Below are 22,996 nucleotides of genomic sequence, written 5' to 3'. Positions count from 1 at the left end.
AAGGACTGAGCCAACATGGGTATCCGTAAGTACAAGCCGACCACGCCGGGCCGTCGTGGCTCGTCGGTCGCCGACTTCGTCGAGATCACGCGTTCGACTCCCGAGAAGTCGCTCGTTCGCCCCCTGTCCAAGACGGGTGGCCGCAACAACGCCGGTCGCATCACCACGCGTCACATCGGTGGTGGCCACAAGCGTGCCTACCGCGTCATCGACTTCCGTCGCCATGACAAGGACGGCGTGCCGGCCAAGGTCGCTCACATCGAGTACGACCCCAACCGCACCGCGCGCATCGCGCTCGTGCAGTACGCCGACGGCGAGAAGCGCTACATCCTGGCGCCGAACCGCCTCAAGCAGGGCGACCCGATCGAGAACGGCCCCGCCGCCGACATCAAGCCGGGCAACAGCCTCCCGCTGCGCAACATCCCGGTCGGTACCGTCGTGCACGCGATCGAGCTCAAGCCCGGCGGCGGCGCCAAGATCGCCCGCTCCGCCGGTGCTCGCGTCCAGCTCGTCGCCAAGGACGGTCCCTACGCCCAGCTGCGTATGCCGTCCGGCGAGATCCGCAACGTCGACGCGCGCTGCCGCGCGACCGTCGGCGAGGTGGGCAACGCGGAGCAGAGCAACATCAACTGGGGCAAGGCCGGCCGCATGCGCTGGAAGGGCAAGCGCCCGACCGTCCGTGGTGTCGCCATGAACCCGGTCGACCACCCGCACGGTGGTGGTGAGGGCAAGACGTCCGGTGGACGTCACCCCGTCAGCCCCTGGGGCCAGGCCGAGGGCCGCACCCGCAAGGGACACAAGGAAAGCGACAAGCTCATCGTGCGTCGCCGTCGTACTGGCAAGAAGCGCTGATAAGGAGCCTTTGGAATGCCTCGTAGCCTGAAGAAGGGCCCCTTCATCGACGACCACCTTCAGAAGAAGGTGGACGCCCAGAACGAAGCGGGCACCAAGACCGTCATCAAGACCTGGTCGCGCCGTTCGGTCATCAGCCCGGACATGCTCGGCCACACCTTCGCCGTCCACGACGGCCGCAAGCACGTCCCGGTGTTCGTCACCGAGTCGATGGTCGGCCACAAGCTCGGCGAGTTCGCGCCGACCCGCACGTTCAAGGGTCACGTGAAGGACGACAAGAAGGGTCGTCGTCGCTGATGGCCATCGAATCCAAGGAAGAAGTCATGGAAGCCAAGGCTTCGGCGCGGCACGTCCGTGTCAGCCCGCAGAAGGCTCGCCGTGTCGTGGACCTCATCCGCGGCAAGGCCGCCACCGACGCCGTCACGGTGCTCACCTTCGCCCCGCAGTCGGCCTCCGAGCCGGTCAAGAAGGTCCTCGAGAGCGCTATCGCCAACGCCCGCGTCAAGGCCGACCGCGAGTCGGTCGCCTTCGACGAGCGCAACCTGGTCATCACGGCCGCGTTCGTGGACGAGGGCCCGACGATGAAGCGCTTCCGGCCGCGTGCCCAGGGCCGCGCCGGTCGCATCAACAAGCGCACGAGCCACATCACCGTGGTCGTCACGCAGCCGGAGAACAAGAAGGGAGCCCGCTGATGGGTCAGAAGGTCAACCCCTATGGCTTCCGTCTCGGCATCACGACGGACCACAAGAGCCGCTGGTTCGCCGACTCGACCAAGTCGGGTCAGCGCTACCGCGACTACGTCAAGGAAGATGTCGCCATCCGTCGCCTGATGGAGAAGGGCATGGAGCGGGCCGGCATCGCCTCGGTCGAGATCGAGCGCACCCGCGACCGCGTCCGCGTCGACATCCACACCGCCCGCCCCGGCATCGTCATCGGTCGCCGCGGCGCCGAGGCCGACCGCATCCGCGGCGAGCTCGAGAAGCTCACGGGCAAGCAGGTCCAGCTGAACATCCTCGAGGTCAAGAACCCCGAGATCGTCTCCCAGCTGGTCGCCCAGGGCATCGCCGAGCAGCTCTCGGCCCGCGTCGCCTTCCGTCGCGCCATGCGCAAGGGCATGCAGTCCGCCCAGCGCGCCGGTGCCAAGGGCATCCGTGTGCAGGTCTCCGGCCGCCTCAACGGCGCCGAGATGAGCCGCACGGAGTTCTACCGCGAGGGTCGCGTGCCGCTGCACACGCTGCGTGCGCAGATCGACTACGGCTTCTACGAGGCCCGGACCACGTTCGGCCGCATCGGCGTCAAGGTGTGGATCTACAAGGGCGACATGACGGCCAAGGAGCTGGCTGCCCAGCAGGCCGCCGCCCCGCGCCCGTCGCGTGGCCCGCGTCGTGACGGCGGTGACCGTCCGAACCGCGCCCGTCGTGGTGACCGCAACGAGACCGCCGCTGCCCCGGCAGTGAACGAGACCGCTGCTGCCGAGGCGCCCGCCGCGGCCAGCACCGAGAATGAGCAGGCCTGACCATGTTGATTCCCCGTCGAGTCAAGCACCGCAAGCAGCACCACCCGGACCGCCACGGCAAGGCCAAGGGTGGCACCACGATCGCGTTCGGTGACTACGGCATCCAGGCTCTCGAGCCGGCCTACGTGACCAACCGCCAGATCGAGTCCGCTCGTATCGCGATGACCCGCTACATGAAGCGTGGCGGCAAGGTGTGGATCAACATCTACCCCGACCGTCCGCTCACCAAGAAGCCCGCCGAGACCCGCATGGGTTCCGGTAAGGGTTCCCCCGAGTGGTGGATCGCCAACGTCAAGCCGGGCCGCGTCATGTTCGAGATCTCGGGCGTGGCAGAGCCGGTGGCGCGGGAGGCCATGCGCCTCGCGATGCACAAGCTCCCCATGAAGTGCCGCTTCGTCCAGCGTGAGGGTGGTGACATCTGATGGCAGTCGGAACCAAGGACCTGGCTCCCGAGCAGCTGCGTGGTCTCGACGACACCAAGCTGGCGGACGAGCTGAAGAAGGCCAAGGAAGAGCTGTTCAACCTGCGTTTCCAGTCGGCCACCGGCCAGCTGGACAACCACGGTCGTCTGCGCGCGGTCAAGAAGGACATCGCGCGGATCTACACCGAGATGCGCGAGCGCGAGCTCGGCATCGGCTCGGCCCCCGCCGCCCCCAAGGCGGAGGAGAAGGCCGACAAGAAGGCCGACAAGTCCGAGAAGGCTGACAAGGCCGAGAAGAAGGCCAAGAAGGCTGACGAGGCGCAGGAGGCTGACGCATGAGCGAGCAGGAGCAGGTCGTGAGCGACCGGACGAGTGAGCGCAACTACCGCAAGACCCGCCAGGGCTACGTGGTGAGCGACAAGATGGACAAGACCGTCGTCGTCGAGGTCGAGGACCGCGTCAAGCACGCCCTCTACAGCAAGGTCATCCGCCGCACCAGCAAGGTGAAGGCGCACGACGAGCAGAACGCTGCCGGCGTCGGCGACCGCGTCCTCATCATGGAGACGCGTCCACTCTCCGCGACGAAGCGCTGGCGCGTCGTCGAGATCCTCGAGAAGGCCAAGTAAGCAACCCACCCGGGGGCTCGTCCCCTGTGTGCCCCCCATCCGTTCGGCAAGGCTTCACCCAGCGGGTGAAGAACCAGCACGACGACAGGAGTTAGACAGTGATTCAGCAGGAGTCGCGGCTGCGCGTCGCCGACAACACCGGTGCCAAGGAGATCCTGTGCATCCGTGTTCTCGGCGGTTCGGGCCGTCGGTACGCCGGCATCGGCGACACGATCGTCGCCACCGTCAAGGACGCGATCCCAGGCGGCAACGTGAAGAAGGGTGACGTCGTCAAGGCCGTCATCGTCCGCACCGTCAAGGAGCGTCGGCGTGCCGACGGGTCCTACATCAAGTTCGACGAGAACGCCGCGGTCATCCTCAAGGCCGACGGTGACCCGCGTGGCACCCGCATCTTCGGCCCGGTGGGTCGTGAGCTGCGCGAGAAGAAGTTCATGAAGATCATCTCGCTGGCTCCGGAGGTGCTGTGAACATGGCGACCACCAACAAGCAGGCGAAGATGAAGATCAAGAAGGGTGACCTCGTCCAGGTCATCTCCGGCCGCAGCCAGAAGAACGGCGGCGACCGTGGCAAGCAGGGCAAGGTCATCGCGGTCTACCCGGAGACCCAGCGCGTGCTGGTCGAGGGCATCAACCGCGTCACCAAGCACGTCAAGGCCGGCGCGACCGCCCGTGGCACCCGCACCGGTGGCCTGACCCACACCGAGGCCGCGATCCACGTGAGCAACGTCGCGATCGTCGACCCCGAGTCGAAGAAGCCGACCCGCGTGAAGACGCGTGTCGAGACCGTCGAGCGCAATGGCCGCCAGAAGGCGTCCCGCGTCCGTGTCGCGGTCAAGTCGGACAAGGACCTCTGAGAATGACTGAGACCACCACCATCTCCACGACGAAGCCGCGCCTCAAGCAGCGCTACCAGGACGAGATCAAGAGCTCGCTGCTCGAGCAGTTCGGCTACGCCAACGTCATGCAGGTTCCCGGCGTCGTCAAGGTCGTCGTGAACATGGGTGTCGGCGACGCGGCCAAGGACAGCAAGCTGATCGAGGGCGCTGTCCGTGACCTCTCCGCCATCACCGGCCAGAAGCCGGTCGTGACGAAGGCGCGCAAGTCCATCGCGCAGTTCAAGCTGCGCGAGGGTATGCCGATCGGTGCCCACACGACGCTGCGCGGCGACCGGATGTGGGAGTTCCTCGACCGTCTCGTGACGATCGCCCTCCCGCGCATCCGTGACTTCCGCGGGCTCTCGCCCAAGCAGTTCGACGGACACGGCAACTACACGTTCGGCCTCAACGAGCAGTCGATGTTCCACGAGATCGACCAGGACAAGATCGACCGCGTCCGGGGCATGGACATCACCGTGGTCACCACGGCGACCAACGATGACGAGGGGCGCGCGCTGCTCAGGCAGCTCGGCTTCCCCTTCAAGGAGAACTGACATGGCCAAGACCGCGCTGATCGTCAAGGCGAACCGGAAGCCGAAGTTCAAGGTCCGCGCGTACACCCGTTGCCAGAAGTGCGGCCGCCCGCACTCGGTGTACCGCAAGTTCGGCCTCTGCCGCATCTGCCTTCGCGAGATGGCTCACGCGGGCGAGCTGCCGGGCGTGACCAAGAGCTCCTGGTAACCGGCTCCCGAGCCGCGAGCACCCAGAGCAAACCCAAGACCAACACACCTCTGACACCGTAGGTCGGCCCCACGGCACACGCCGAGCGGCATCACTGCCAAAGGTCGAAACCCCGGTGAGGAAGGGCGGAGAGCCCACCATGACCATGACTGACCCGATTGCGGACATGCTGACCCGCGTCCGGAACGCCAACTCGGCGCACCACGACGTCGTCTCCATGCCGTACTCGAAGCTGAAGAAGAACATCGCCGAGATCCTCCAGGCCGAGGGCTACATCGCCTCGTGGAAGATCGAGGAGGCAGAGGTCGGCCAGACGCTGACCATCGACCTCAAGTACGGCCCCAACCGCGAGCGCTCCATCGCCGGCGTGCGTCGCGTGAGCAAGCCCGGTCTGCGCGTCTACGCAAAGTCCACGAACCTCCCGCGGGTTCTCGGTGGCCTCGGCGTGGCGATCCTGTCGACGTCGAACGGTCTGCTGACCGACCGCCAGGCACACGAGAAGGGCGTGGGTGGGGAAGTCCTCGCCTACGTCTGGTAAGGAGACACTGACATGTCGCGAATCGGACGACTCCCGGTCTCCATCCCCTCGGGTGTGGACATCAAGGTCGAGGGCCAGGACGTCATCGTCAAGGGTCCCAAGGGTGAGCTCTCGCTGACCGTCGTGCAGCCGATCACGGTCGAGCTGGCCGAGGGCAACCTCGAGGTCAAGCGCCCCGACGACGAGCGTGACTCGCGCTCGCGCCACGGCCTGACGCGGTCGCTCATCAACAACATGGTCCTCGGTGTCACCGAGGGCTACGAGAAGAAGATGGAGATCCACGGCACGGGTTACCGTGTCGCCGCGAAGGGCTCGGACCTCGAGTTCTCGCTCGGATACTCGCACCCGATCCTCATCCAGGCTCCCGCCGGCATCAGCTTCGCCGTCGAGAACCCGACCCGCTTCTCGGTGCAGGGCATCGACAAGCAGCTCGTCGGTGAGGTCGCGGCGAACATCCGCAAGCTGCGCAAGCCCGACCCGTACAAGGGCAAGGGCGTTCGCTACGCGGGCGAGCAGATCCGTCGCAAGGTTGGAAAGGCCGGTAAGTAAGCCATGGCAATGATCATCAAGCGCGGCAAGTCCAAGGCTGCCGCCCGCATCCGTCGCCAGGTGCGCGGTCGCAAGAAGATCGCCGGCACCGCGGCCCGCCCCCGCCTCGTCGTGTCGCGGTCCAGCCGTCACCTCTTCGTGCAGGTCGTCGACGACACCGTCGGCAAGACCGTCGCCTCGGCCTCGACGATGGAGGCCGACCTGCGCGCCTTCGACGGCGACAAGACGGCCAAGGCCAAGCGGGTGGGCGAGCTCGTCGCCGCCCGTGCCAAGGACGCCGGCATCGAGGCCGTCGTGTTCGACCGTGGTGGCAACAAGTACCACGGCCGTGTCGCGGCGATCGCCGAGGGCGCCCGCGAAGGCGGTCTGGCCCTGTGAGCAACTTCGTGAACGCAACCGTTGAGATGAGGAAAATCTGATGCCCGGACAGCAGCGTCGAGGCACCGGCCCCGCCGGTGGCGGCGAGCGCACCGAGCGCGGAGACCGCCGCGACAACCGCGGTGGCCGCGACAACCGCGACAGCCGTGACGACAAGAACCAGTACGTCGAGCGCGTCGTGACCATCAACCGTGTCGCCAAGGTCGTCAAGGGTGGTCGTCGCTTCAGCTTCACCGCCCTGGTCGTCGTCGGTGACGGTGACGGCACGGTGGGTGTCGGCTACGGCAAGGCCAAGGAAGTTCCCGCGGCCATCGCCAAGGGTGTCGAGGAGGCCAAGAAGAACTTCTTCAAGGTCCCGCGCATCCAGGGCACCATCCCGCACCCCGTCCAGGGTGAGGCGGCTGCCGGTGTGGTCATGCTGCGCCCCGCCGCCCCCGGTACCGGTGTCATCGCCGGTGGCGCAGTGCGTGCGGTGCTCGAGTGCGCCGGCATCCACGACGTCCTCAGCAAGTCGCTGGGATCCGACAACGCCATCAACATCGTGCACGCCACAGCCCAGGCCCTGCGCGAGCTCGAGCGTCCCGAGGCGGTCGCCGCCCGCCGTGGCAAGGCCCTCGAGGACGTCGCCCCGGCCGCCATGCTCAAGGCCCGTGCCGTCGGCATCGCCGAGGCCCAGGCCGCGAAGGCTGGTGTCTGATGGCTCGTCTGAAGGTGACCCAGACCCGTTCCGAGATCGGTGGCAAGCAGAACCAGCGTGACACGCTGCGCAGCCTCGGTCTGAAGCGCATTGGCGACGTCGTCGTCAAGGAGGACCGTCCCGAGATCCGCGGGATGGTCAAGACGGTGACGCACCTCGTGACCGTCGAGGAGGTTGACTGACCATGGCCGACAACGCCAAGAAGTCGGGCGAGTCCGCCCTCAAGGTCCACCACCTGCGTCCGGCCCCCGGAGCCAAGACCGCCAAGACCCGCGTCGGTCGTGGCGAGGGCTCCAAGGGCAAGACCGCAGGTCGTGGCACCAAGGGCACCAGCGCCCGCTACCAGGTTCCGGCGCGTTTCGAGGGTGGCTCGATGCCCTTGCACATGCGTCTGCCCAAGCTGCGCGGCTTCAAGAACCCGTTCCGCACCGAGTACCAGGTCGTGAACCTGGACCGCCTGCAGCTGCTCTTCCCGGAGGGTGGTCAGGTGTCCGTCGCCGACCTCGTCGCCAAGGGTGCCGTCCGTGACGGCTTCCCGGTGAAGGTGCTGGGCACCGGCGAGATCTCCGTCAAGGTCGAGGTCGAGGCGCACAAGTTCTCGGCCTCCGCCAAGGAGAAGATCGAGGCCGCGGGCGGCACGGTCACGGCTCTCGCCGGCTGAGCGACCCGGGACCCCGAGAAGCTCCGAGAAGTCGAAGAGCTGACTCGAGTGACCACCACACACCTCGTGTGAGCAGCGCCCCGGGCGCCCACCGTGAGCCGACGTGACGTCGGTAACCGCGGGAGGGAGCCCGGGGCGCTGCGTCTTTGCGTTAACCTTCCACGGATTGCATGACTTACGCCGCGCCACCGCGCGGCCCCCAGGAGGACCCAGTGCTCGCCGCTTTCGTACGCGCGTTCCGTACCCCGGACCTGCGCAAGAAGCTGCTCTTCACGCTCGGCATCATCGTGCTGTTCCGGCTCGGATCGCACGTCCCGACGCCCGGCATCAGCTACAGCCTCGTCCAGCAGTGCCTCCAGGCCGGCAAGGCCCGGGGCGGTAGCGACCAGAGCGGGTTCCTCAACCTCGCCAACCTCTTCAGCGGGGGAGCGCTGCTGCAGCTGTCGGTGTTTGCGCTGGGGATCATGCCCTACATCACGGCCAGCATCATCATCCAGCTGCTCACGGTCGTCATCCCGCGCTTCGAGGCGCTCAAGGAGGAGGGCCAGTCGGGGCAGACCAAGCTCACGCAGTACACCCGCTACCTGACGATCGGCCTGGCCATCCTGCAGTCGGCCACCCTCGTGACGTTCGCGCGCAACCCCTCGAGCCTCTTCGGCGGCGACTGTTCCACGATCATGGTCGACCAGTCGATGGTCACGATCCTGATCATGGTCCTGACCATGACCGCCGGCACCGGCCTGATCATGTGGTTCGGCGAGCTCATCACCGACAAGGGTGTCGGCAACGGCATGTCGCTGATGATCTTCACCTCGATCGCCGCAGGCTTCCCGGCCTCGCTGTGGAGCATCAAGAACAACAAGGGCTGGGGCACCTTCCTCGGCATCCTGATCCTCGGCGTCTTCGTCATCGCCGCAGTGGTCTTCGTCGAGCAGTCCCAGCGCCGGATCCCGGTGCAGTACGCCAAGCGCATGGTGGGCCGGCGGATGTACGGCGGCACGTCGACCTACATCCCGCTCAAGGTCAACATGGCCGGCGTCATCCCGGTCATCTTCGCCAGCTCGCTGCTCGCGCTGCCGGGGCTCGTCGCCCAGTTCAACACCAAGGCCAACGGCGACAACCCGGCCTGGGTGGACTGGGTCCAGGCCAACCTGGTCAAGGGTGACCACCCCATCTACATGATCACCTACGTCGCCCTCATCCTGTTCTTCACCTTCTTCTACGTCTCGATCACGTTCAACCCGACCGAGGTCGCGGAGAACATGAAGAAGTACGGCGGCTTCATCCCGGGTATCCGGGCCGGGCGACCCACGGCCGAGTACCTCAACTACGTCCTGACCCGAATCACCGTGCCGGGTGCCATCTACCTCGCGATCGTCTCGCTCATCCCGCTCATCGCGCTCGTGCTCGTGGGCGCCAACCAGAACTTCCCGTTCGGTGGCACCTCGATCCTCATCGTCGTCGGTGTGGGCCTCGAGACGGTCAAGCAGATCGAGGCGCAGCTGCAGCAGCGTCACTACGAAGGGTTCCTCCGTTAATGCGACTGATCATCCTCGGGCCGCCCGGTGCCGGTAAGGGCACGCAGGCCGCCCGGATCGCCGAGCGGCTCGGCATCCCGGCCATCTCGACCGGCGACATCTTCCGCGCCAACATCAAGGACCGCACCCCGCTCGGCGTCAAGGTCGACGAGATCATCAAGTCCGGTGGCTACGTCTCCGACGAGATCACCAACGAGATCGTCGAGGACCGCCTCTCCTGGGACGACGCGGCCCAGGGGTTCCTGCTCGACGGTTACCCGCGCACGGCCGGCCAGGTCGAGGCCCTCGACGCGATGCTGTCGCGCCAGGGACACCCCCTCGATGCGGTCCTCGAGCTCGAGGTCGACGAGGACGCGATCGTCCAGCGGCTGCTCAAGCGCGCCCAGACCGAGGGTCGGGTCGACGACACCGAGGACGTGATCCGCGAGCGCCAGGCGATCTACCGCAAGGAGACCGCGCCGCTGGCCCAGCACTACGAGCAGGTCGGCCTGCTCGTCAAGGTCGACGGCATGGGCGACGTCGACGAGGTCACCGACCGCGTCATGGCCGCTCTGCCGCAGCACGCCTGAGCGGCAGCTGCCGCCCATCCGCATGGAGCCGCGAAGGCGGCCACGCGCGTACAACCCAGAAGGACCACCGATGTTCGGACGCCGTAACCGGCTCCAGGGCCGCACCGACGAGCAGCTCCTCCTCATGCGTGAGGCGGGCCTGCTCGTCGGTCGCACCCTCGAAGTGCTGGCGAGGGAGCTGCGCCCGGGGATGACCACCCTCGAGCTCGACCGCCTGGCGGAGGACTTCATCCGCAGCCACGGCGGCATCCCGAACTTCCAGCTCGTCCCCGGCTACAGCCACACGCTGTGCACGAGCGTGAACGACGAGGTCGTGCACGGCATCCCCGGCCCGCGGGTGCTCGAGGCCGGCGACATCGTCTCGGTCGACTGCGGCGCCGAGGTCCAGGGCTGGAACGGTGACGCCGCGTTCACGGCGGTCGTCGGCGGGCGTGAGGCCGGACGCCCCGAGGACCTGGCTCTCATCGACGCCACCGAGGCGAGCCTCTACGCCGGCATCGCCGCCATGCAGGTCGGCGGACGCCTCTACGCCGTCGGCGACGCCGTCGAGGCGAGCATCGAGGCGGCGGCGGAGCGCGACGGGCTGACCTACGGCGTCATCGACGAGTACGTCGGCCACGGCATCGGCACCCAGATGCACATGGACCCGCAGATCCCCAACTACGCGGTGCGCGAGACCGGGCCCAAGCTCGTCGACGGCTTCACCGGCGCGATCGAGCCCATGGTGACGCTCGGCGGGACCGACACGAAGGTGCTCGCCGACGACTGGACGGTCGTCACGACCGATGCCACCCGGGCGGCCCACTGGGAGCACTCGGTGGCCGTCCGCGACGGCGGGCTCTGGATCCTCACCGCCGTCGACGGCGGCAAGGCCGCGCTCGCAGCGGCCGGGGCGGCCTACGCCCCGCTCGACGCCGCCTGACCCGGGCGCCCCACCCGGCACGCCCAGTGCGTAGCCTCGCGTCCATGAGCCTTCCCCGCAGCACCCCGTCGGCGCAGGGCGTGGACGCCACCGGCATCCTCGCGTTCGTCGACGCCGCAGAGCGCGACGACCTCGGCCTGCACAGCCTCATGGTCGTGCGCCACGGCCACGTCGTCGCCGAGGGCTGGTGGGCGCCGTATGCCGCCGGCCGCGTCCACCTCGCCTACTCCCTGTCGAAGACGGTGACGGCCACGGCTGTCGGCCTCCTCGTGCAGGAGGGCCGCCTCTCCCTCGACGACCCGGTCCTCGACCACTTCCCGGACCTCGACCGCAGCGCCGTCGCGCCGGGCTGGGGACCGGTGCGCGTCAAGCACTGCCTGTCGATGACGGTCGGTCACAAGGAGGACGCCTGGGGGCGCGTCTTCGACCGGATGAGCGGCAGCGACCTGGGCGACGAGGACGACTGGGTGCCCAGGGTCTTCGCCACCGAGCCGACCCGCGAGCCGGGCACCGTCTTCGCCTACAACCAGGTCGCGACCTACCTGCTGTCGCTGATCGTGCGCCGGGTGGCAGGGGTCGGCGTCGCCGAGTACCTGCGCCCGCGCCTGCTCGACCCGCTCGAGCTGCCGGACATCCCGTGGCACCGCGACCCGCTCGGGCGCGAGCTCGGGTTCACCGGCGCGCACCTGACGACCGAGGCGATCGCCTCCATCGCCCAGCTCTACCTGGACGGCGGCCGCCGGCAGGGGGAGCAGCTGCTGTCGGAGGCCTGGGTCACGGAGGCAACCCGAGCCTTCGGGCCCCTCAACCAGGACCCCGGCGCCGAGCCGGACTGGTGCCGCGGCTACGGCTGCTCCTTCTGGATGCAGCGTCACGGCTACCGGGGCGACGGGGCCTTCGGGCAGTTCCTCATCGTGCTGCCCGAGCAGGACACGGTGGTGGCCATCACCGCCGAGCAGGAGCGGATGCAGTCGACCCTCGACCTGCTCTGGGAGCACGTGCTGCCGGCGATCGGGGCCGCCGGGTCCTGCGAGGCGGACGAGCAGCTCGCACAGCGCCTGGCCGCTCTCGCGATCCCGGCGCCGACCGGTGAGGCGCTCGGTCCCGACCACGCCGAGTTCGCACGGTCGCAGGCCTCCGACCTCGCCGACGGCTACTCCGCCGTCTCCGTCACGCGTGACGGTGCCGGCCACGTGCTGGGCCTCGAACGGCGCGGCGAGTGGCTCCGGGTGCCCGTCGGGCGCGGTAGGTGGCGCGAGGGGGAGCTCGTCGCCGGGGGAGCGACCGTGCCGGTGGTGGCGAGCGGCGGCTGGGTCGACGAGGACGTCTTCCGGGCCGAGGTCATCGCCATCGAGTCGCCCCACCGCTTGCGGGTCGAGGCGCGGCTGCGCAGCGGCGACGCCGACCTGACCTGGCGCATGGTCCCGCTCACCGGGCCCGACCCACTCTGGCTCGCCACCCGCTGACCTCCTAGCGGCCGAGCGTTCCGGCGCGGCCGCCGACGTGCACGACCATGCGCTCGGCGACGACGCGGGCGTTGGCGCGCAGCACGTCCAGCGGCACGCGTGGGAGGTTCTCCTCCCAGTCGATGAGCGGCGAGCCGCGGAACTGGAGCATCCGGGCCGGCCGGCCGAGGAACACCAGGTGCAGGTGCGCACTCCCGTCGCCCCACTTGGCGAGCTGGACACGCCCGACGCTGGGCACGTGCTCGACCGCGTCGGCGGTCGCGACGACCAACTGCCCCATCTCGGCGGCGAGCTCGCCGGGCAGCGAGGTGAGGTCGTGGTGCTCGAGCGGCTGCAGCACCAGCATGACCGGCAGGCCGGTGTCGGGGGAGAGGCCGAGCCGCCACCGTTCGTTCGACCAGACCACCTCAGGACCGCCGCCGCCCTCAGGGCTGCGCGCACACCAGCACTCGGCGGGGTCCTCGCCGCGGCGCGCCGGCTCCTCGTCGGCGGGTGGGCGGACGGGCTTCAGGCGCAGCCCGTCGAGCTCGTAGGGGAAGATGTCCCAGCCGGGCATCTCCTCGACCGCCACGGGCAGGCGGCCGTCCTCCCCGGCCGCGGCCGCGATCCGGGCGTAGTAGGCCTCCACGTCCTCCGCCTCGGCAGGGGGAGCGCTGACCACGTCGGTGTGGTCCTCCGGAGCCTCGGCGATCGGCGTGGTGGGCGGTTCGGGCGCACTGGCGCCGGTCTCGGTCATCCGGCCAGTATGCCGTCGCGCGTGACCGCGGGCCGGCGCGAACGAGCGGTGCCACGGCTCACCGCATACGGCATACGGGCCCGCGCACGAGTGTGCCGGTGGCACGCTCGGTGAATGGGCACGATCGGGGACTACCTCGCCGGCCTCCCCGCCGAGCAGAGGGAGGCGCTGCAGCACGTCGTCGACGTCGCTGCGCGGGTGGCACCCGACGCCGTCGAGGGCACCAGCTACGGCATGCCCGCGCTGCGCCTCGACAGGCACCCGCTGATCGGGGTGCGGGCCGCCGCCGGACACCTGTCGGTGTATCCCTTCAGCCCGGCCGTCGTCGAGGCGGTCGCCGCCGACCTCGACGGCTTCTCGACCAGCAAGGGCACGATCCGCTTCGCGCCCGGTCACCTCCTGCCCGACGAGGTCGTCGAGCGGCTCGTACGGCTGAGGCGGGCCGAGGTCGAGGGCGACGAGCGGTGAACCCGGGATGACACGGGCGCACGGGCGCCACGAACGGGCGCCCGCCCCCTCCGGACCTCCTGCGCCGATTTCAGGAACGGCGCCATCTGGCGTAACCTTGACCGTTGGGTGTCGCGTGCCACGACGCCCGGTCTCCGGTCGTGCCTCCAGCACGACCACCAGGCACGTCACAAGGCCGGCTCATTCCGGGTCGGCCACCAACAGTTAGACGGAGGATATGGCCAAGAAGGACGGTGTCATCGAGATCGAGGGCACGATCGTCGAGGCTCTCCCGAACGCGATGTTCCGGGTGGAGCTCTCCAACGGTCACAAGGTGCTCGCACACATCTCGGGCAAGATGCGACAGCACTACATCCGGATCCTCCCCGAGGACCGTGTCGTGGTGGAGCTCTCGCCCTATGACCTGACCCGCGGTCGGATCGTCTTCCGCTACCGCTGAGCACCAGCTCCGGCCCCGACCAACCCGCGCGAGCGGGCCGACGGGCCGGGACGAGTGCGAGGCACCACTCCCGATTACACAACCAAGCACCTGGTCGTCACACGCCCTCCGGGGCGTGCGAGGAACGGGCGCGCGATCCGAAGACAGCAGGCAGATGAAGGTTCAGCCGAGCGTCAAGAAGATCTGCGACAAGTGCAAGGTGATCCGCCGCAACGGTCGGGTCATGGTGATCTGCGAGAACCTGCGCCACAAGCAGCGCCAGGGCTGAGCAGAGCCACCACCCTCGCCGTCGACAGACTTTCGACAGCACGCGAAAAAGTGAATGAAAGCAGCACCCGGCCCCTGATGACCGACCGTCGTGTCGGCGCAGGACGTCACCCCCGGCACGGAGGCCGGGGACCGGTGGCCCGTCCTTCTGAGTGGCGGGCCGTGACCCCGGATCGGTGACCTGCTCCAGACCTCCGCGAAACAGAAATCAGGAGACAACCCAACATGGCTCGTCTTGTTGGAGTCGACCTTCCGCGCGAGAAGCGCGTCGAGGTCGCACTGACCTACATCTTCGGTGTCGGTCGCACCCGTTCCAAGGAGACGCTGGTTGCCACCGGCGTCAACCCCGACACCCGCGTCAAGGACCTCGGTGAGGCCGAGCTCGTTGCGCTTCGTGACTTCCTCGAGGGCCACTACCGCCTCGAGGGTGACCTTCGCCGTGAGGTGCAGGCCGACATCCGCCGCAAGGTCGAGATCGGCTCCTACGAGGGTCTTCGTCACCGACGTGGTCTGCCCGTGCGCGGCCAGCGCACCAAGACCAACGCGCGCACCCGCAAGGGCCCGAAGCGCACCGTGGCCGGCAAGAAGAAGGCCCGCTGACGTTGATCGCCCCGCGATCGCGTCTCACCGACATTCAGTTCTGACGTAGGAGAAACATGCCTCCCAAGGCTCGCGTGACGAAGGTTCGTCGCAAGGAGAAGAAGAACGTCGCCCACGGGCACGCTCACATCAAGAGCACGTTCAACAACACGATCATCTCGATCACGGACCCCACCGGCGCCGTGATCGCGTGGGCGTCTGCCGGCCAGGTCGGCTTCAAGGGCTCCCGCAAGTCCACCCCGTTCGCCGCCCAGATGGCTGCCGAGGCTGCTGCCCGCCGCGCCATGGAGCACGGCATGCGCAAGGTCGACGTCTTCGTCAAGGGCCCGGGTTCGGGCCGCGAGACGGCGATCCGCTCGCTCACCGCCACCGGCCTCGAGGTCGGCGCGATCAGCGACGTCACGCCCACGCCGCACAACGGTGTCCGTCCGCCCAAGCGCCGTCGCGTCTGATCCGGCCCTGAGCGAGAGAGAGAACTAGAGACATGGCTCGTTACACCGGCCCGATCACCAAGAAGTCCCGCCGCCTGAAGATGGACCTCGTCGGCGGCGACAAGAACTTCGAGCTCCGTCCCTTCCCGCCCGGCCAGCACGGCCGTCGCCGGATCCAGGAGAAGGAGTACCTGACGCAGCTGCAGGAGAAGCAGCGCGCCCGTTTCCAGTACGGCGTCATGGAGAAGCAGTTCGTCCGGTACTACCAGGAGGCGGCCCGCCGCCCCGGCAAGACCGGTGAGAACCTGCTCACCATCCTCGAGTCGCGCCTCGACAACGTGATCTACCGTGCCGGCCTGGCCCGCACGCGTCGTCACGCCCGTCAGCTCGTCACGCACGGGCACTTCGAGGTCAACGGCGTGCGCGTCGACGTCCCGAGCTACCGCGTCGAGCAGTACGACATCATCACGGTCCGCAAGCAGTCCGTCGAGAGCTTCCCGTTCGAGCTGGCCCGCCAGACGTTCGGCGAGCGTCCCGTGCCGGCCTGGATGCAGGTCGTCGAGGGCTCGCTGCAGGTCCTCATCCACCAGCTCCCGGTGCGCGCGCAGATCGACTCGCAGCTCACCGAGCAGCTGATCGTCGAGCTCTACTCGAAGAACTGATCCAAGGCGGCGTATGCCGTCCGCTCGCCGGACGGCATACGCCCGCTCTTGTGCCCACAGGGGCCGCGTTCGCAGACAGAGGCGAACCGGCCCGCCCGGGTCACGACCGGGCAGTGTCACGAGGCGTCATATGGCGGTCGCCCGTGGGAAGGAAAAGAACAGTGCTCATCGCACAGCGTCCCGTGCTCTCCGAAGAGGCCGTCGCGGGCAACCGCAGCCGCTTCACCATCGAGCCGCTCGAGCCCGGCTTCGGCTACACGCTCGGCAACTCCATGCGTCGCACCCTGCTCTCGAGCATCCCGGGCGCGGCAGTCACCTCCATCCGCATCGACGGCGTGCTCCACGAGTTCACGACCGTTCCGGGCGTGAAGGAGGACGTCACCGAGATGATCCTCAACATCAAGGGCCTCGTCGTCTCCTCGGAGCACGACGAGCCGGTCGTCATGTACCTGCGCAAGCAGGGCCCTGGTGCGGTCACCGCCGCCGACATCACGCCGCCGGCTGGTGTCGAGGTGCACAACCCCGACCTGCACATCGCGACGCTGAACGACAAGGGCAAGCTCGAGATGGAGCTGACCGTGGAGCGTGGCCGTGGCTACGTCTCGGCGCAGCAGAACAAGTCCGGTGACCAGGAGATCGGCCGCATCCCGGTCGACTCGATCTACAGCCCGGTGCTCACCGTGACCTACAAGGTCGAGGCGACCCGTGTCGAGCAGCGCACCGACTTCGACAAGCTCATCGTCGACGTCGAGACGAAGAACTCGATGACCCCGCGCGACGCCATGGCCTCGGCCGGCAAGACGCTGGTCGAGCTCTTCGGCCTGGCCCGCGAGCTCAACGTCGAGGCCGAGGGCATCGACATGGGCCCGTCGCCGACGGACGCCGCGCTCGCCGCGGACCTCGCCCTGCCGATCGAGGACCTGGACCTGACCGTTCGTTCCTACAACTGCCTCAAGCGCGAGGGCATCCACACCGTGGGTGAGCTCGTGGGCCGCAGCGAGGCCGACCTGCTCGACATCCGCAACTTCGGTGCGAAGTCGATCGACGAGGTCAAGGCCAAGCTCGTCGGCATGGGTCTGGCCCTCAAGGACAGCCCGCCCGGGTTCGACCCGTCGGCCCTGGTCGACGGCTACGGCGACGATGACTACAGCGACGACGACGACCAGTCGTTCGTCGAGGACGAGCGTCTCTGACCAACCGCTTCTTGACCGAGCCCTCGGCGCACCGCTCGAGAACGGCCTGGTCGGACTTCTAGGAGAAACGAAATGCCCACCCCCACCAAGGGTCCCCGCGTCGGTGGCGGCCCCGCCCACGAGCGGCTGATCCTGGCCAACCTCGCGACGTCGCTCTTCGAGAACGACAGGATCACCACGACCGAGGCCAAGGCCAAGCGCCTGCGCCCGCTCGCCGAGCGCATGATCACCTTCGCCAAGCGCGGTGACCTGCACGCCCGTCGCCGAGTCCTCACGGTCGTGCGCGACAAGGGTGTCGTCCACCGTCTGTTCGCCGAGATCGCCCCCGACATGGCGGCTCGCGAGGGCGGCTACACCCGCATCACGAAGATCGGCGCCCGCAAGGGTGACAACGCCCCCATGGTCGTCATCGAGCTCGTCCGCGAGCCGCTCTCGGCCAAGAAGGCGACCGTCAAGGAGGCCGAGGCCGCCACCAAGCGCGCTGCCAAGCAGAGCGAGTCGAAGCCGGCTGCCGAGGAGGCTCACGCCGAGGCGCCTGCCGAGGACGCCGCCGTCGAGCCTGCCGCGGACGAGGCCGCCGTCGAGCCGGCCGCTGACACCGCGGCCTCCGACGAGGCCGAGGACGACGCGAAGGCCGACGCCTGACGCTCTGTCCTGAGCAGATCCAGAGAGCAGTCCGCCCCGCGTGGGGCGGGCTGCTCTTTGGTCTCTGCCGTGGAGTCTTCTCCGGCGAGTCTCCCGCGTGTCGGCTCGTCAGTGCGAGGGGCTCGGGATCACCAGCGGTGTGCCACGTCGACGACGAGGTGCCGGCCCCCGTCGGTGTCGGTCAGCACGAACACCTGCATCGGTAGCCGGGCACGCACACCGAGGCCGTAGTCGGTGTAGCCCTCGAAACTGCCGAGGCTCTTGAGCTGGCGGAACGTGCGCCAGTCGTCGAAGGTCCTCGTGGTCGCGGCGAGGGTCGACGGGGCGTTGACGGTGATCTGGAGCTTCGCGTCTCCGCGGATCGGTACGGGCAGACCGCTGCCGGGGCCGGTCAGCTGGTCGACGTACCGGACGTCGTACCCGAGCCGTCCGGTGCCGGGAGCGACGTCGAGGACCAGCCGGTCGTAGCAGGCGTGCCGGCCGGCTCTCACCCCGGTGACCGCACCGGTCCACAGGTTGCCGGGACCCGTGGCCTTCGGACGCGAACCCCAGGTGATGCCGCAGAAGGGCGCTGCGCTCGTGGCGGCTGCGCCTGCGCCTGTGGCTGTCGCTGCGGCGGAGGTGGTGGCGACGGAGACGGCAACGGGCGTGGCCAGTGCCGTGACGAGGCCGACGGCCGCCAGACTGCGTCGTGTGGTGGTGTGCATGAGGAACCCTCCATCCCCGGATGTCGGGCACCGTCGCCCGACGTCCACTGAGAGGACGCGCTCGGGCCGGCCTCGGTTGACGCCGTCGCAGATCCTGCGCCGCGTGGGACGACCCGCGCAGCGACTAGGCTCGGGCGCCATGAGCGAGCCGAGCAGGACGAGCGAGCCGAGCGCGTCCAGCCGGTCGGGCGCGCCGCACGAGGCTGGCCCGTTGCGGGTGCGGCTCGACCTCGCCTACGACGGCACGGACTTCTCCGGCTGGGCAGCACAGCCGAGCCTGCGCACAGTGCAGGGCGAGCTGTCGAGGGCGCTGGCCACCGTGCTGCGCAGCCCCGAGCCCGTACGCGTGACCGTGGCCGGGCGTACCGACGCCGGGGTCCACGCCCGGGGCCAGGTCGCCCACGTCGACCTCGACGCGGCCGCCTGGACAGCGTTGCCCGGGCGCTCCGACCGGCCACCCGGCGAGGCGCTCGTCAGCCGTCTGGGCGGCGTCCTTCCGCACGACGTCGTCGTGCGCCGAGCGGTTCCTGCCCCGCCCGGCTTCGACGCCCGCTTTTCCGCCGTGGAGCGGCGCTACGTCTATCGACTCGCCGACGCCGACGCGCTGCGGGACCCGCTGCGGCGCCACGACACCGTCTGGTGGCGGCGTCCGCTGGACGTCGCGGCGATGGACGAGGCGTCGCGGGCGTTGGTCGGCCTGCGCGACTTCGCGGCCTTCTGCAAGCAGCGTGAGGGTGCCACGACGGTCCGGACGCTGCTCGACTTCTCGTGGACGCGGCTGCCCGACGGCGTCCTCGAGGCGACGGTGCGCGCCGACGCGTTCTGCCACTCGATGGTGCGCTCGCTCGTGGGGGCCATCGTCCCGGTGGGGGAGGGCCGACGGGACCGGGCCTGGCCGTGGTCCCTGCAGCAGCGAGCCGAGCGGGGTTCGGGGCTGCACGTCATGCCGCCGCACGGCCTCAGCCTCGAGGAGGTCGTCTACCCCGACGACGCCGACCTCGCGGCTCGGGCCCTGATGACGCGTGCCCGCCGCGACCCGGCCGACGGGCGTCGGCCCGAGCAGGCCGAGCGGGCGAGCACGTAACCCGCGTGACGGGAGCACACGGCATACGAGAGGCTTGGCTCTCGTGGGCCACGTCGATGTCAACTCCGTCTCCTTCAGCCTGCCCGACGGCAGGCCGCTGCTCAACGACGTCTCCCTCCGGGTGGGTGAGGGCGCGAAGATCGCGTTGGTCGGCCCGAACGGCACCGGCAAGACGACGCTGACCCGGATCATCGCCGGTGACCTCGCGGCCCACGAGGGCGCCGTGACGCGCTCCGGCGGGCTCGGTGTCATGCGCCAGTTCATCGGCAAGGTCCGCGACGACACGACCGTGCGCGACCTGCTGGTGTCGGTGGCGCCCGACCGGCTGCGCGCGGCCGCCGAGGAGGTGGACCGCACCGAGCTGCTCATGATGGAGCGCGACTCCGAGGCCGACCAGATGGCGTACGCGCACGCCCTCGTCGAGTGGGGCGAGGCCGGCGGCTACGAGCAGGAGACCCTCTGGGACAAGTGCACCGTGGCCGCTCTCGGCGTGCCCTACGACAAGGCCCAGTGGCGCAAGGTGACCACCCTGTCCGGCGGGGAGCAGAAGAGGCTGGTCCTCGAGGCCCTGCTGCGCGGCCCCGAGGAGGTGCTGCTGCTCGACGAGCCGGACAACTATCTCGACGTGCCGACGAAGCGCTGGCTCGAGGAGGCGCTCGTGGCCTCGCCGAAGACGGTGCTCTTCATCAGCCACGACCGCGAGCTGCTCGACCGGGTGGCCACCCGGGTCGCCACTCTCGAGCCGGGGCCGGCCGGCGCCACCCTGTGGGTGCACCCGGGCCGCTTCGCGACGTATGCGCAGGCCCGCACCGACCGCAACGCCCGCCTCGAGGAGCTGCGCCGGCGCTGGGACGAGGAGCACGTCAAGCTCAAGACGCTCGTGCAGACCCTGAAGGTCAAGGCCAAGTTCAACGACGGGATGGCCTCGCGCTACCAGGCCGCCCAGACCCGCCTCGCCAAGTTCGAGGAGGCAGGGCCGCCGGAGGAGACGCCGATGACGCAGTCGGTGAAGATGCGCCTCACCGGCGGCCGCACCGCCAAGCGGGCGATCGTCGCCACAGGCCTGGAGCTGACCGGCCTGATGAAGCCCTTCGACCTCGAGGTCTGGTACGGCGAGCGCGTCGCCATCCTGGGTAGCAACGGGTCGGGCAAGTCGCACTTCCTGCGGCTGCTGGCGTGCGGCGGCACCGACCCGGAGCGCGAGCACCAGCCCGTGGGGGACGTGCGGCCGGTGCCCGTGCAGCACTCCGGCGTCGTGCGGCTCGGCTCACGCGTGCGGCCCGGCTGGTTCGCGCAGACGCACGAGCACCCCTCGCTCATGGGCCGCACGCTCCTCGAGATCCTGCACCGCGGCGACGAGCACCGCGAGGGCCGGCCGCGGGAGCAGGCAGCCCGGGCGCTCGACCGCTACGAGCTGGCGCGCTCGGGGGAGCAGAGGTTCGAGTCGCTCTCCGGCGGGCAGCAGGCGCGTTTCCAGATCCTGCTGCTCGAGCTGTCCGGCGCCACGATGCTGCTGCTCGACGAGCCCACCGACAACCTCGACCTGCAGTCGGCCGAGGCGCTCGAGGAGGGGCTCGACGCCTTCGAGGGCACCGTCGTCGCGGTGACGCACGACCGGTGGTTCGCCCGCGGCTTCGACCGCTTCCTCGTCTTCGGTTCCGACGGGCGCGTCTACGAGTCGTCCGAGCCCGTGTGGGACGAGGGACGGGTCGTCCGTCCGCGCTGACGGGAGTAGCGTCGGGCCATGCTGCTGCGCTCGGTCGAGACCGGCGTCGTCGGCGCCCCGATGGCCGGGGGCCCGACGACTCCCGAGCTCGTGGCGGCGGTCGGCGACGCTGGTGGGCTGGGCATCCTGGCCGGCGGCTACCTCACCGCGCCACAGCTCGCCGCGGCCATCGCCGACGTCTGGGACGCCACCTCGCGACCCTTCGGGGTCAACCTCTTCGTCCCCGCCCAGGCCAACGCGTATGCCGTGGGGCCGGGCGAGCTGACGGGCGCCGAGCGGGCGGACGCCGTGGCGGCCTACCGGGACACCTTGGGGGAGGAGGCCCGGTCCGTGGGGGCCGAGCCCGGTGAGCCGAGGGCAGGCGACGACGACGACTGGGAGCGCAAGCTGGACCTGGTCGTTCGCGAACGAGTTCCGCTGGTGTCCTTCACGTTTGGGCTGCCGAGCACTGCGGTCCTCGGCGAGCTGAGACGGGCCGGCGCCGAGACCCTGATGACCGTCACGGACATCGACGAGGCACGGGCCGCGCTCGACGCCGGGGTCGACGCCCTCTGCGTGCAGGGGACGTGCGCCGGCGGTCACCGCGGCACGCTCGACCCGGTCAAGCAGCCGTCCGAGGCCGACCTGGTCGACCTCGTCGCGGCGGTCCGGGCCGAGACCGACGTGCCGATCGTCGCGGCCGGCGGCGTCTCGAGCGCCGAGCGGGCCGCCGAGGTGCGTGCCGCCGGCGCCGACGCGGTGCAGGTCGGCACGGCGCTGCTCCTCACGCCCGAGGCCGGAACCGGCCTGGCCTACCGGCGCGCGCTCGGCGACCCCGCCCACGAGCGCACCGCGGTCACCCGCGCCTACTCCGGGCGCCTCGCCCGCGGCCTCGAGACGGAGTTCGTCCGGCGGCACGACGCGCACGCCCCGGCCGCCTACCCCGAGGTGCACCACGTGACGGTGCCGCTCCGGCGGGCCTCGGCGGCGGTCGACCGACCCGACCTGCTGGCGTTGTGGGCTGGTACGGGGTGGCGGACCGCGCAGGCCGTGCCGGCCGCCACGGTCGTGGCCGGGCTGGCCGGCTGACCCTGCGCTGCGCCGCCGCCATCCTCGTTCTCGCCGGGAGGCGGACGGCATACGCTCTGCGCATGCCCAGTGCCGAAGGAAACCTGACGTGGGTGGCCGCCGCGGAGCGGCCCGACCTGCTCGCGCCGTCGGTCGCTGCAGCGCTCGAGCACGTGCCGGGGGCGCGGGTGGCGCCCATCGACGCATCGCTCGCCGACACGGCCGCGTTCTGCGAGGCGTACGACGTGGCGCCGGAGGCGTCGGCCAACTGCGTCGTCGTGGAGGCGCGGCGAGGTGAGACGACGACGCACGCCGCGGTGATGGTGCTGGCCACGGACCGGGCCGACATCAACCGGGTCGTGCGGCGACACCTCGGGGCGCGCAAGATCTCCTTCGCCGACCAGGCCCTGGCGCAGGAGGCCACCGGCATGCAGCAGGGCGGGATCACGCCCGTCGGGCTCCCCGCCGACTGGCCGGTGCTCGTCGACGAGGCCGTCGCGGCCGCCGGCCTCGTGGTGGTCGGGGCAGGGGTGCGCGGTGCGAAGCTGCTGCTCGACGGCGCGGACCTGGCGGGGCTGCCGACGGCCGAGGTCATCGCGCTCGCCGTCCGCTGAGGGACGCGCGCACGGAGCGCTTCGCTGGG

The 22,996-nt window shown here is 69.6% G+C and carries 35 protein-coding genes; 33 read left to right on the top strand and 2 right to left on the bottom strand.

What is annotated here, in order from left to right; genetic code table 11:
- The first annotated feature begins 15 nt into the window (after positions 1 to 15).
- The 21 genes from rplB to LQK93_RS04120 all read left to right on the top strand — a co-directional run bounded on the left by rplB (position 16) and on the right by LQK93_RS04120 (position 12,348).
- Positions 16 to 852, top strand: a complete 837-nt coding sequence (rplB, locus tag LQK93_RS04220) for a 50S ribosomal protein L2 (RefSeq protein WP_142204302.1) — start codon at positions 16 to 18, stop codon at positions 850 to 852.
- Positions 853 to 867: 15 nt separating this feature from the next.
- Positions 868 to 1,149, top strand: a complete 282-nt coding sequence (rpsS, locus tag LQK93_RS04215) for a 30S ribosomal protein S19 (protein ID WP_141823434.1) — start codon at positions 868 to 870, stop codon at positions 1,147 to 1,149.
- A 26-nt stretch (positions 1,150 to 1,175) separates the two neighbouring features.
- Entirely contained in the window at positions 1,176 to 1,544 is a 369-nt protein-coding gene (gene rplV / locus LQK93_RS04210) for a 50S ribosomal protein L22 (protein WP_142204303.1), read from the top strand.
- Complete coding sequence (rpsC, locus tag LQK93_RS04205; RefSeq protein ID WP_374970309.1) at positions 1,544 to 2,368, top strand: 30S ribosomal protein S3; 825 nt, start codon at positions 1,544 to 1,546, stop codon at positions 2,366 to 2,368. Before rplV ends, rpsC begins: the two co-directional genes overlap by 1 nt.
- Positions 2,369 to 2,370: 2 nt before the next feature.
- Complete coding sequence (gene rplP, locus LQK93_RS04200; RefSeq protein WP_374970308.1) at positions 2,371 to 2,790, top strand: 50S ribosomal protein L16; 420 nt, start codon at positions 2,371 to 2,373, stop codon at positions 2,788 to 2,790.
- Positions 2,790 to 3,128 (top strand): 50S ribosomal protein L29, encoded by a 339-nt coding sequence (rpmC, locus tag LQK93_RS04195; protein WP_374970307.1) that lies wholly within the window; start codon positions 2,790 to 2,792, stop codon positions 3,126 to 3,128. Before rplP ends, rpmC begins: the two co-directional genes overlap by 1 nt.
- Complete coding sequence (gene rpsQ / locus LQK93_RS04190) at positions 3,125 to 3,415, top strand: 30S ribosomal protein S17 (RefSeq protein WP_374970306.1); 291 nt, start codon at positions 3,125 to 3,127, stop codon at positions 3,413 to 3,415. Before rpmC ends, rpsQ begins: the two co-directional genes overlap by 4 nt.
- Before the next feature lie 98 nt (positions 3,416 to 3,513).
- Positions 3,514 to 3,882 (top strand): 50S ribosomal protein L14, encoded by a 369-nt coding sequence (rplN, locus tag LQK93_RS04185; RefSeq protein ID WP_020143234.1) that lies wholly within the window; start codon positions 3,514 to 3,516, stop codon positions 3,880 to 3,882.
- 2 nt (positions 3,883 to 3,884) lie between these two features.
- Positions 3,885 to 4,268, top strand: a complete 384-nt coding sequence (rplX, locus tag LQK93_RS04180; RefSeq protein ID WP_142204307.1) for a 50S ribosomal protein L24 — start codon at positions 3,885 to 3,887, stop codon at positions 4,266 to 4,268.
- 2 nt (positions 4,269 to 4,270) lie between these two features.
- Positions 4,271 to 4,843, top strand: a complete 573-nt coding sequence (gene rplE / locus LQK93_RS04175) for a 50S ribosomal protein L5 (RefSeq protein ID WP_374970305.1) — start codon at positions 4,271 to 4,273, stop codon at positions 4,841 to 4,843.
- 1 nt (position 4,844) lies between these two features.
- On the top strand, positions 4,845 to 5,030 hold the full coding sequence (locus LQK93_RS04170) for a type Z 30S ribosomal protein S14 (RefSeq protein WP_374970304.1): 186 nt from the start codon (positions 4,845 to 4,847) through the stop codon (positions 5,028 to 5,030).
- A gap of 139 nt (positions 5,031 to 5,169) precedes the next feature.
- The gene (gene rpsH / locus LQK93_RS04165) at positions 5,170 to 5,568 is read left to right on the top strand and encodes a 30S ribosomal protein S8 (protein ID WP_141823442.1); all 399 of its coding nucleotides are present in this window, start codon (positions 5,170 to 5,172) and stop codon (positions 5,566 to 5,568) included.
- A gap of 12 nt (positions 5,569 to 5,580) precedes the next feature.
- Positions 5,581 to 6,117, top strand: a complete 537-nt coding sequence (gene rplF / locus LQK93_RS04160; RefSeq protein WP_374970303.1) for a 50S ribosomal protein L6 — start codon at positions 5,581 to 5,583, stop codon at positions 6,115 to 6,117.
- 3 nt (positions 6,118 to 6,120) lie between these two features.
- Positions 6,121 to 6,495 (top strand): 50S ribosomal protein L18, encoded by a 375-nt coding sequence (gene rplR, locus LQK93_RS04155; RefSeq protein ID WP_142181416.1) that lies wholly within the window; start codon positions 6,121 to 6,123, stop codon positions 6,493 to 6,495.
- Positions 6,496 to 6,535: 40 nt separating this feature from the next.
- Positions 6,536 to 7,192, top strand: a complete 657-nt coding sequence (rpsE, locus tag LQK93_RS04150; RefSeq protein ID WP_374970302.1) for a 30S ribosomal protein S5 — start codon at positions 6,536 to 6,538, stop codon at positions 7,190 to 7,192.
- On the top strand, positions 7,192 to 7,374 hold the full coding sequence (rpmD, locus tag LQK93_RS04145) for a 50S ribosomal protein L30 (protein WP_045191891.1): 183 nt from the start codon (positions 7,192 to 7,194) through the stop codon (positions 7,372 to 7,374). The genes rpsE and rpmD overlap by 1 nt, the downstream gene beginning before the upstream one ends.
- Before the next feature lie 2 nt (positions 7,375 to 7,376).
- Positions 7,377 to 7,853 (top strand): 50S ribosomal protein L15, encoded by a 477-nt coding sequence (gene rplO, locus LQK93_RS04140; protein WP_374970301.1) that lies wholly within the window; start codon positions 7,377 to 7,379, stop codon positions 7,851 to 7,853.
- 212 nt (positions 7,854 to 8,065) lie between these two features.
- Positions 8,066 to 9,391, top strand: a complete 1,326-nt coding sequence (gene secY / locus LQK93_RS04135; protein WP_374971448.1) for a preprotein translocase subunit SecY — start codon at positions 8,066 to 8,068, stop codon at positions 9,389 to 9,391.
- A complete protein-coding gene (locus LQK93_RS04130; protein WP_374970300.1) occupies positions 9,391 to 9,960 on the top strand; it encodes an adenylate kinase in 570 nt (189 codons plus the stop codon). The genes secY and LQK93_RS04130 overlap by 1 nt, the downstream gene beginning before the upstream one ends.
- Positions 9,961 to 10,030: 70 nt before the next feature.
- Positions 10,031 to 10,882 carry a type I methionyl aminopeptidase gene (map, locus tag LQK93_RS04125; protein ID WP_374970299.1) on the top strand — a complete coding sequence of 284 codons (852 nt, stop codon included), beginning with the start codon at positions 10,031 to 10,033 and terminating at the stop codon, positions 10,880 to 10,882.
- 44 nt (positions 10,883 to 10,926) lie between these two features.
- A complete protein-coding gene (locus LQK93_RS04120; protein WP_374970298.1) occupies positions 10,927 to 12,348 on the top strand; it encodes a serine hydrolase domain-containing protein in 1,422 nt (473 codons plus the stop codon).
- Positions 12,349 to 12,352: 4 nt separating this feature from the next.
- Here the strand turns inward: LQK93_RS04120 and LQK93_RS04115 are convergent, their stop codons facing one another.
- Complete coding sequence (locus LQK93_RS04115; RefSeq protein WP_374970297.1) at positions 12,353 to 13,084, bottom strand: hypothetical protein; 732 nt, start codon at positions 13,082 to 13,084, stop codon at positions 12,353 to 12,355.
- A 114-nt stretch (positions 13,085 to 13,198) separates the two neighbouring features.
- On the opposite strand from LQK93_RS04115, the gene LQK93_RS04110 reads away from it, so the two are divergent.
- The 8 genes from LQK93_RS04110 to rplQ all read left to right on the top strand — a co-directional run bounded on the left by LQK93_RS04110 (position 13,199) and on the right by rplQ (position 17,789).
- A complete protein-coding gene (locus LQK93_RS04110; protein ID WP_374970296.1) occupies positions 13,199 to 13,552 on the top strand; it encodes an iron chaperone in 354 nt (117 codons plus the stop codon).
- A gap of 217 nt (positions 13,553 to 13,769) precedes the next feature.
- Complete coding sequence (infA, locus tag LQK93_RS04105; protein WP_013493543.1) at positions 13,770 to 13,991, top strand: translation initiation factor IF-1; 222 nt, start codon at positions 13,770 to 13,772, stop codon at positions 13,989 to 13,991.
- A 154-nt stretch (positions 13,992 to 14,145) separates the two neighbouring features.
- Positions 14,146 to 14,259 (top strand): 50S ribosomal protein L36, encoded by a 114-nt coding sequence (gene rpmJ, locus LQK93_RS04100; RefSeq protein ID WP_006592630.1) that lies wholly within the window; start codon positions 14,146 to 14,148, stop codon positions 14,257 to 14,259.
- A gap of 224 nt (positions 14,260 to 14,483) precedes the next feature.
- A complete protein-coding gene (rpsM, locus tag LQK93_RS04095; RefSeq protein ID WP_374970295.1) occupies positions 14,484 to 14,858 on the top strand; it encodes a 30S ribosomal protein S13 in 375 nt (124 codons plus the stop codon).
- A gap of 56 nt (positions 14,859 to 14,914) precedes the next feature.
- Positions 14,915 to 15,310 carry a 30S ribosomal protein S11 gene (gene rpsK / locus LQK93_RS04090; RefSeq protein WP_020143208.1) on the top strand — a complete coding sequence of 132 codons (396 nt, stop codon included), beginning with the start codon at positions 14,915 to 14,917 and terminating at the stop codon, positions 15,308 to 15,310.
- A gap of 32 nt (positions 15,311 to 15,342) precedes the next feature.
- Complete coding sequence (gene rpsD, locus LQK93_RS04085) at positions 15,343 to 15,951, top strand: 30S ribosomal protein S4 (RefSeq protein ID WP_374970294.1); 609 nt, start codon at positions 15,343 to 15,345, stop codon at positions 15,949 to 15,951.
- Between the two features lie 161 nt (positions 15,952 to 16,112).
- A complete protein-coding gene (locus LQK93_RS04080) occupies positions 16,113 to 17,144 on the top strand; it encodes a DNA-directed RNA polymerase subunit alpha (RefSeq protein WP_374970293.1) in 1,032 nt (343 codons plus the stop codon).
- 72 nt (positions 17,145 to 17,216) lie between these two features.
- Positions 17,217 to 17,789 (top strand): 50S ribosomal protein L17, encoded by a 573-nt coding sequence (gene rplQ / locus LQK93_RS04075; RefSeq protein ID WP_374970292.1) that lies wholly within the window; start codon positions 17,217 to 17,219, stop codon positions 17,787 to 17,789.
- 128 nt (positions 17,790 to 17,917) lie between these two features.
- On the opposite strand, the gene LQK93_RS04070 is transcribed toward rplQ, so the two are convergent.
- The gene (locus LQK93_RS04070) at positions 17,918 to 18,496 is read right to left on the bottom strand and encodes a hypothetical protein (protein WP_374970291.1); all 579 of its coding nucleotides are present in this window, start codon (positions 18,494 to 18,496) and stop codon (positions 17,918 to 17,920) included.
- Between the two features lie 139 nt (positions 18,497 to 18,635).
- Between LQK93_RS04070 and truA the strand changes: the two genes are divergently transcribed.
- The 4 genes from truA (at position 18,636) to LQK93_RS04050 (ending at position 22,967) form a co-directional block, all read left to right on the top strand.
- Positions 18,636 to 19,580, top strand: coding sequence for a tRNA pseudouridine(38-40) synthase TruA (gene truA / locus LQK93_RS04065; RefSeq protein WP_374970290.1), 945 nt, complete (start codon positions 18,636 to 18,638; stop codon positions 19,578 to 19,580).
- A gap of 43 nt (positions 19,581 to 19,623) precedes the next feature.
- Positions 19,624 to 21,306: an ABC-F family ATP-binding cassette domain-containing protein gene (locus LQK93_RS04060; protein ID WP_374970289.1), complete on the top strand. Its 1,683-nt coding sequence runs from the start codon at positions 19,624 to 19,626 to the stop codon at positions 21,304 to 21,306.
- Between the two features lie 18 nt (positions 21,307 to 21,324).
- Positions 21,325 to 22,374, top strand: a complete 1,050-nt coding sequence (locus tag LQK93_RS04055; protein WP_374970288.1) for a nitronate monooxygenase — start codon at positions 21,325 to 21,327, stop codon at positions 22,372 to 22,374.
- 62 nt (positions 22,375 to 22,436) lie between these two features.
- Positions 22,437 to 22,967: a YbaK/EbsC family protein gene (locus LQK93_RS04050; RefSeq protein ID WP_374970287.1), complete on the top strand. Its 531-nt coding sequence runs from the start codon at positions 22,437 to 22,439 to the stop codon at positions 22,965 to 22,967.
- Positions 22,968 to 22,996 lie beyond the last annotated feature (29 nt).

It is taken from the genome of Terrabacter sp. BE26 (genome assembly GCF_041941675.1).
In the GTDB taxonomy this organism is placed as follows: domain Bacteria; phylum Actinomycetota; class Actinomycetes; order Actinomycetales; family Dermatophilaceae; genus Terrabacter.
Note: the sequence above shows the minus strand (reverse complement) of the source record. Positions and strands in the feature narration are given on the sequence as shown.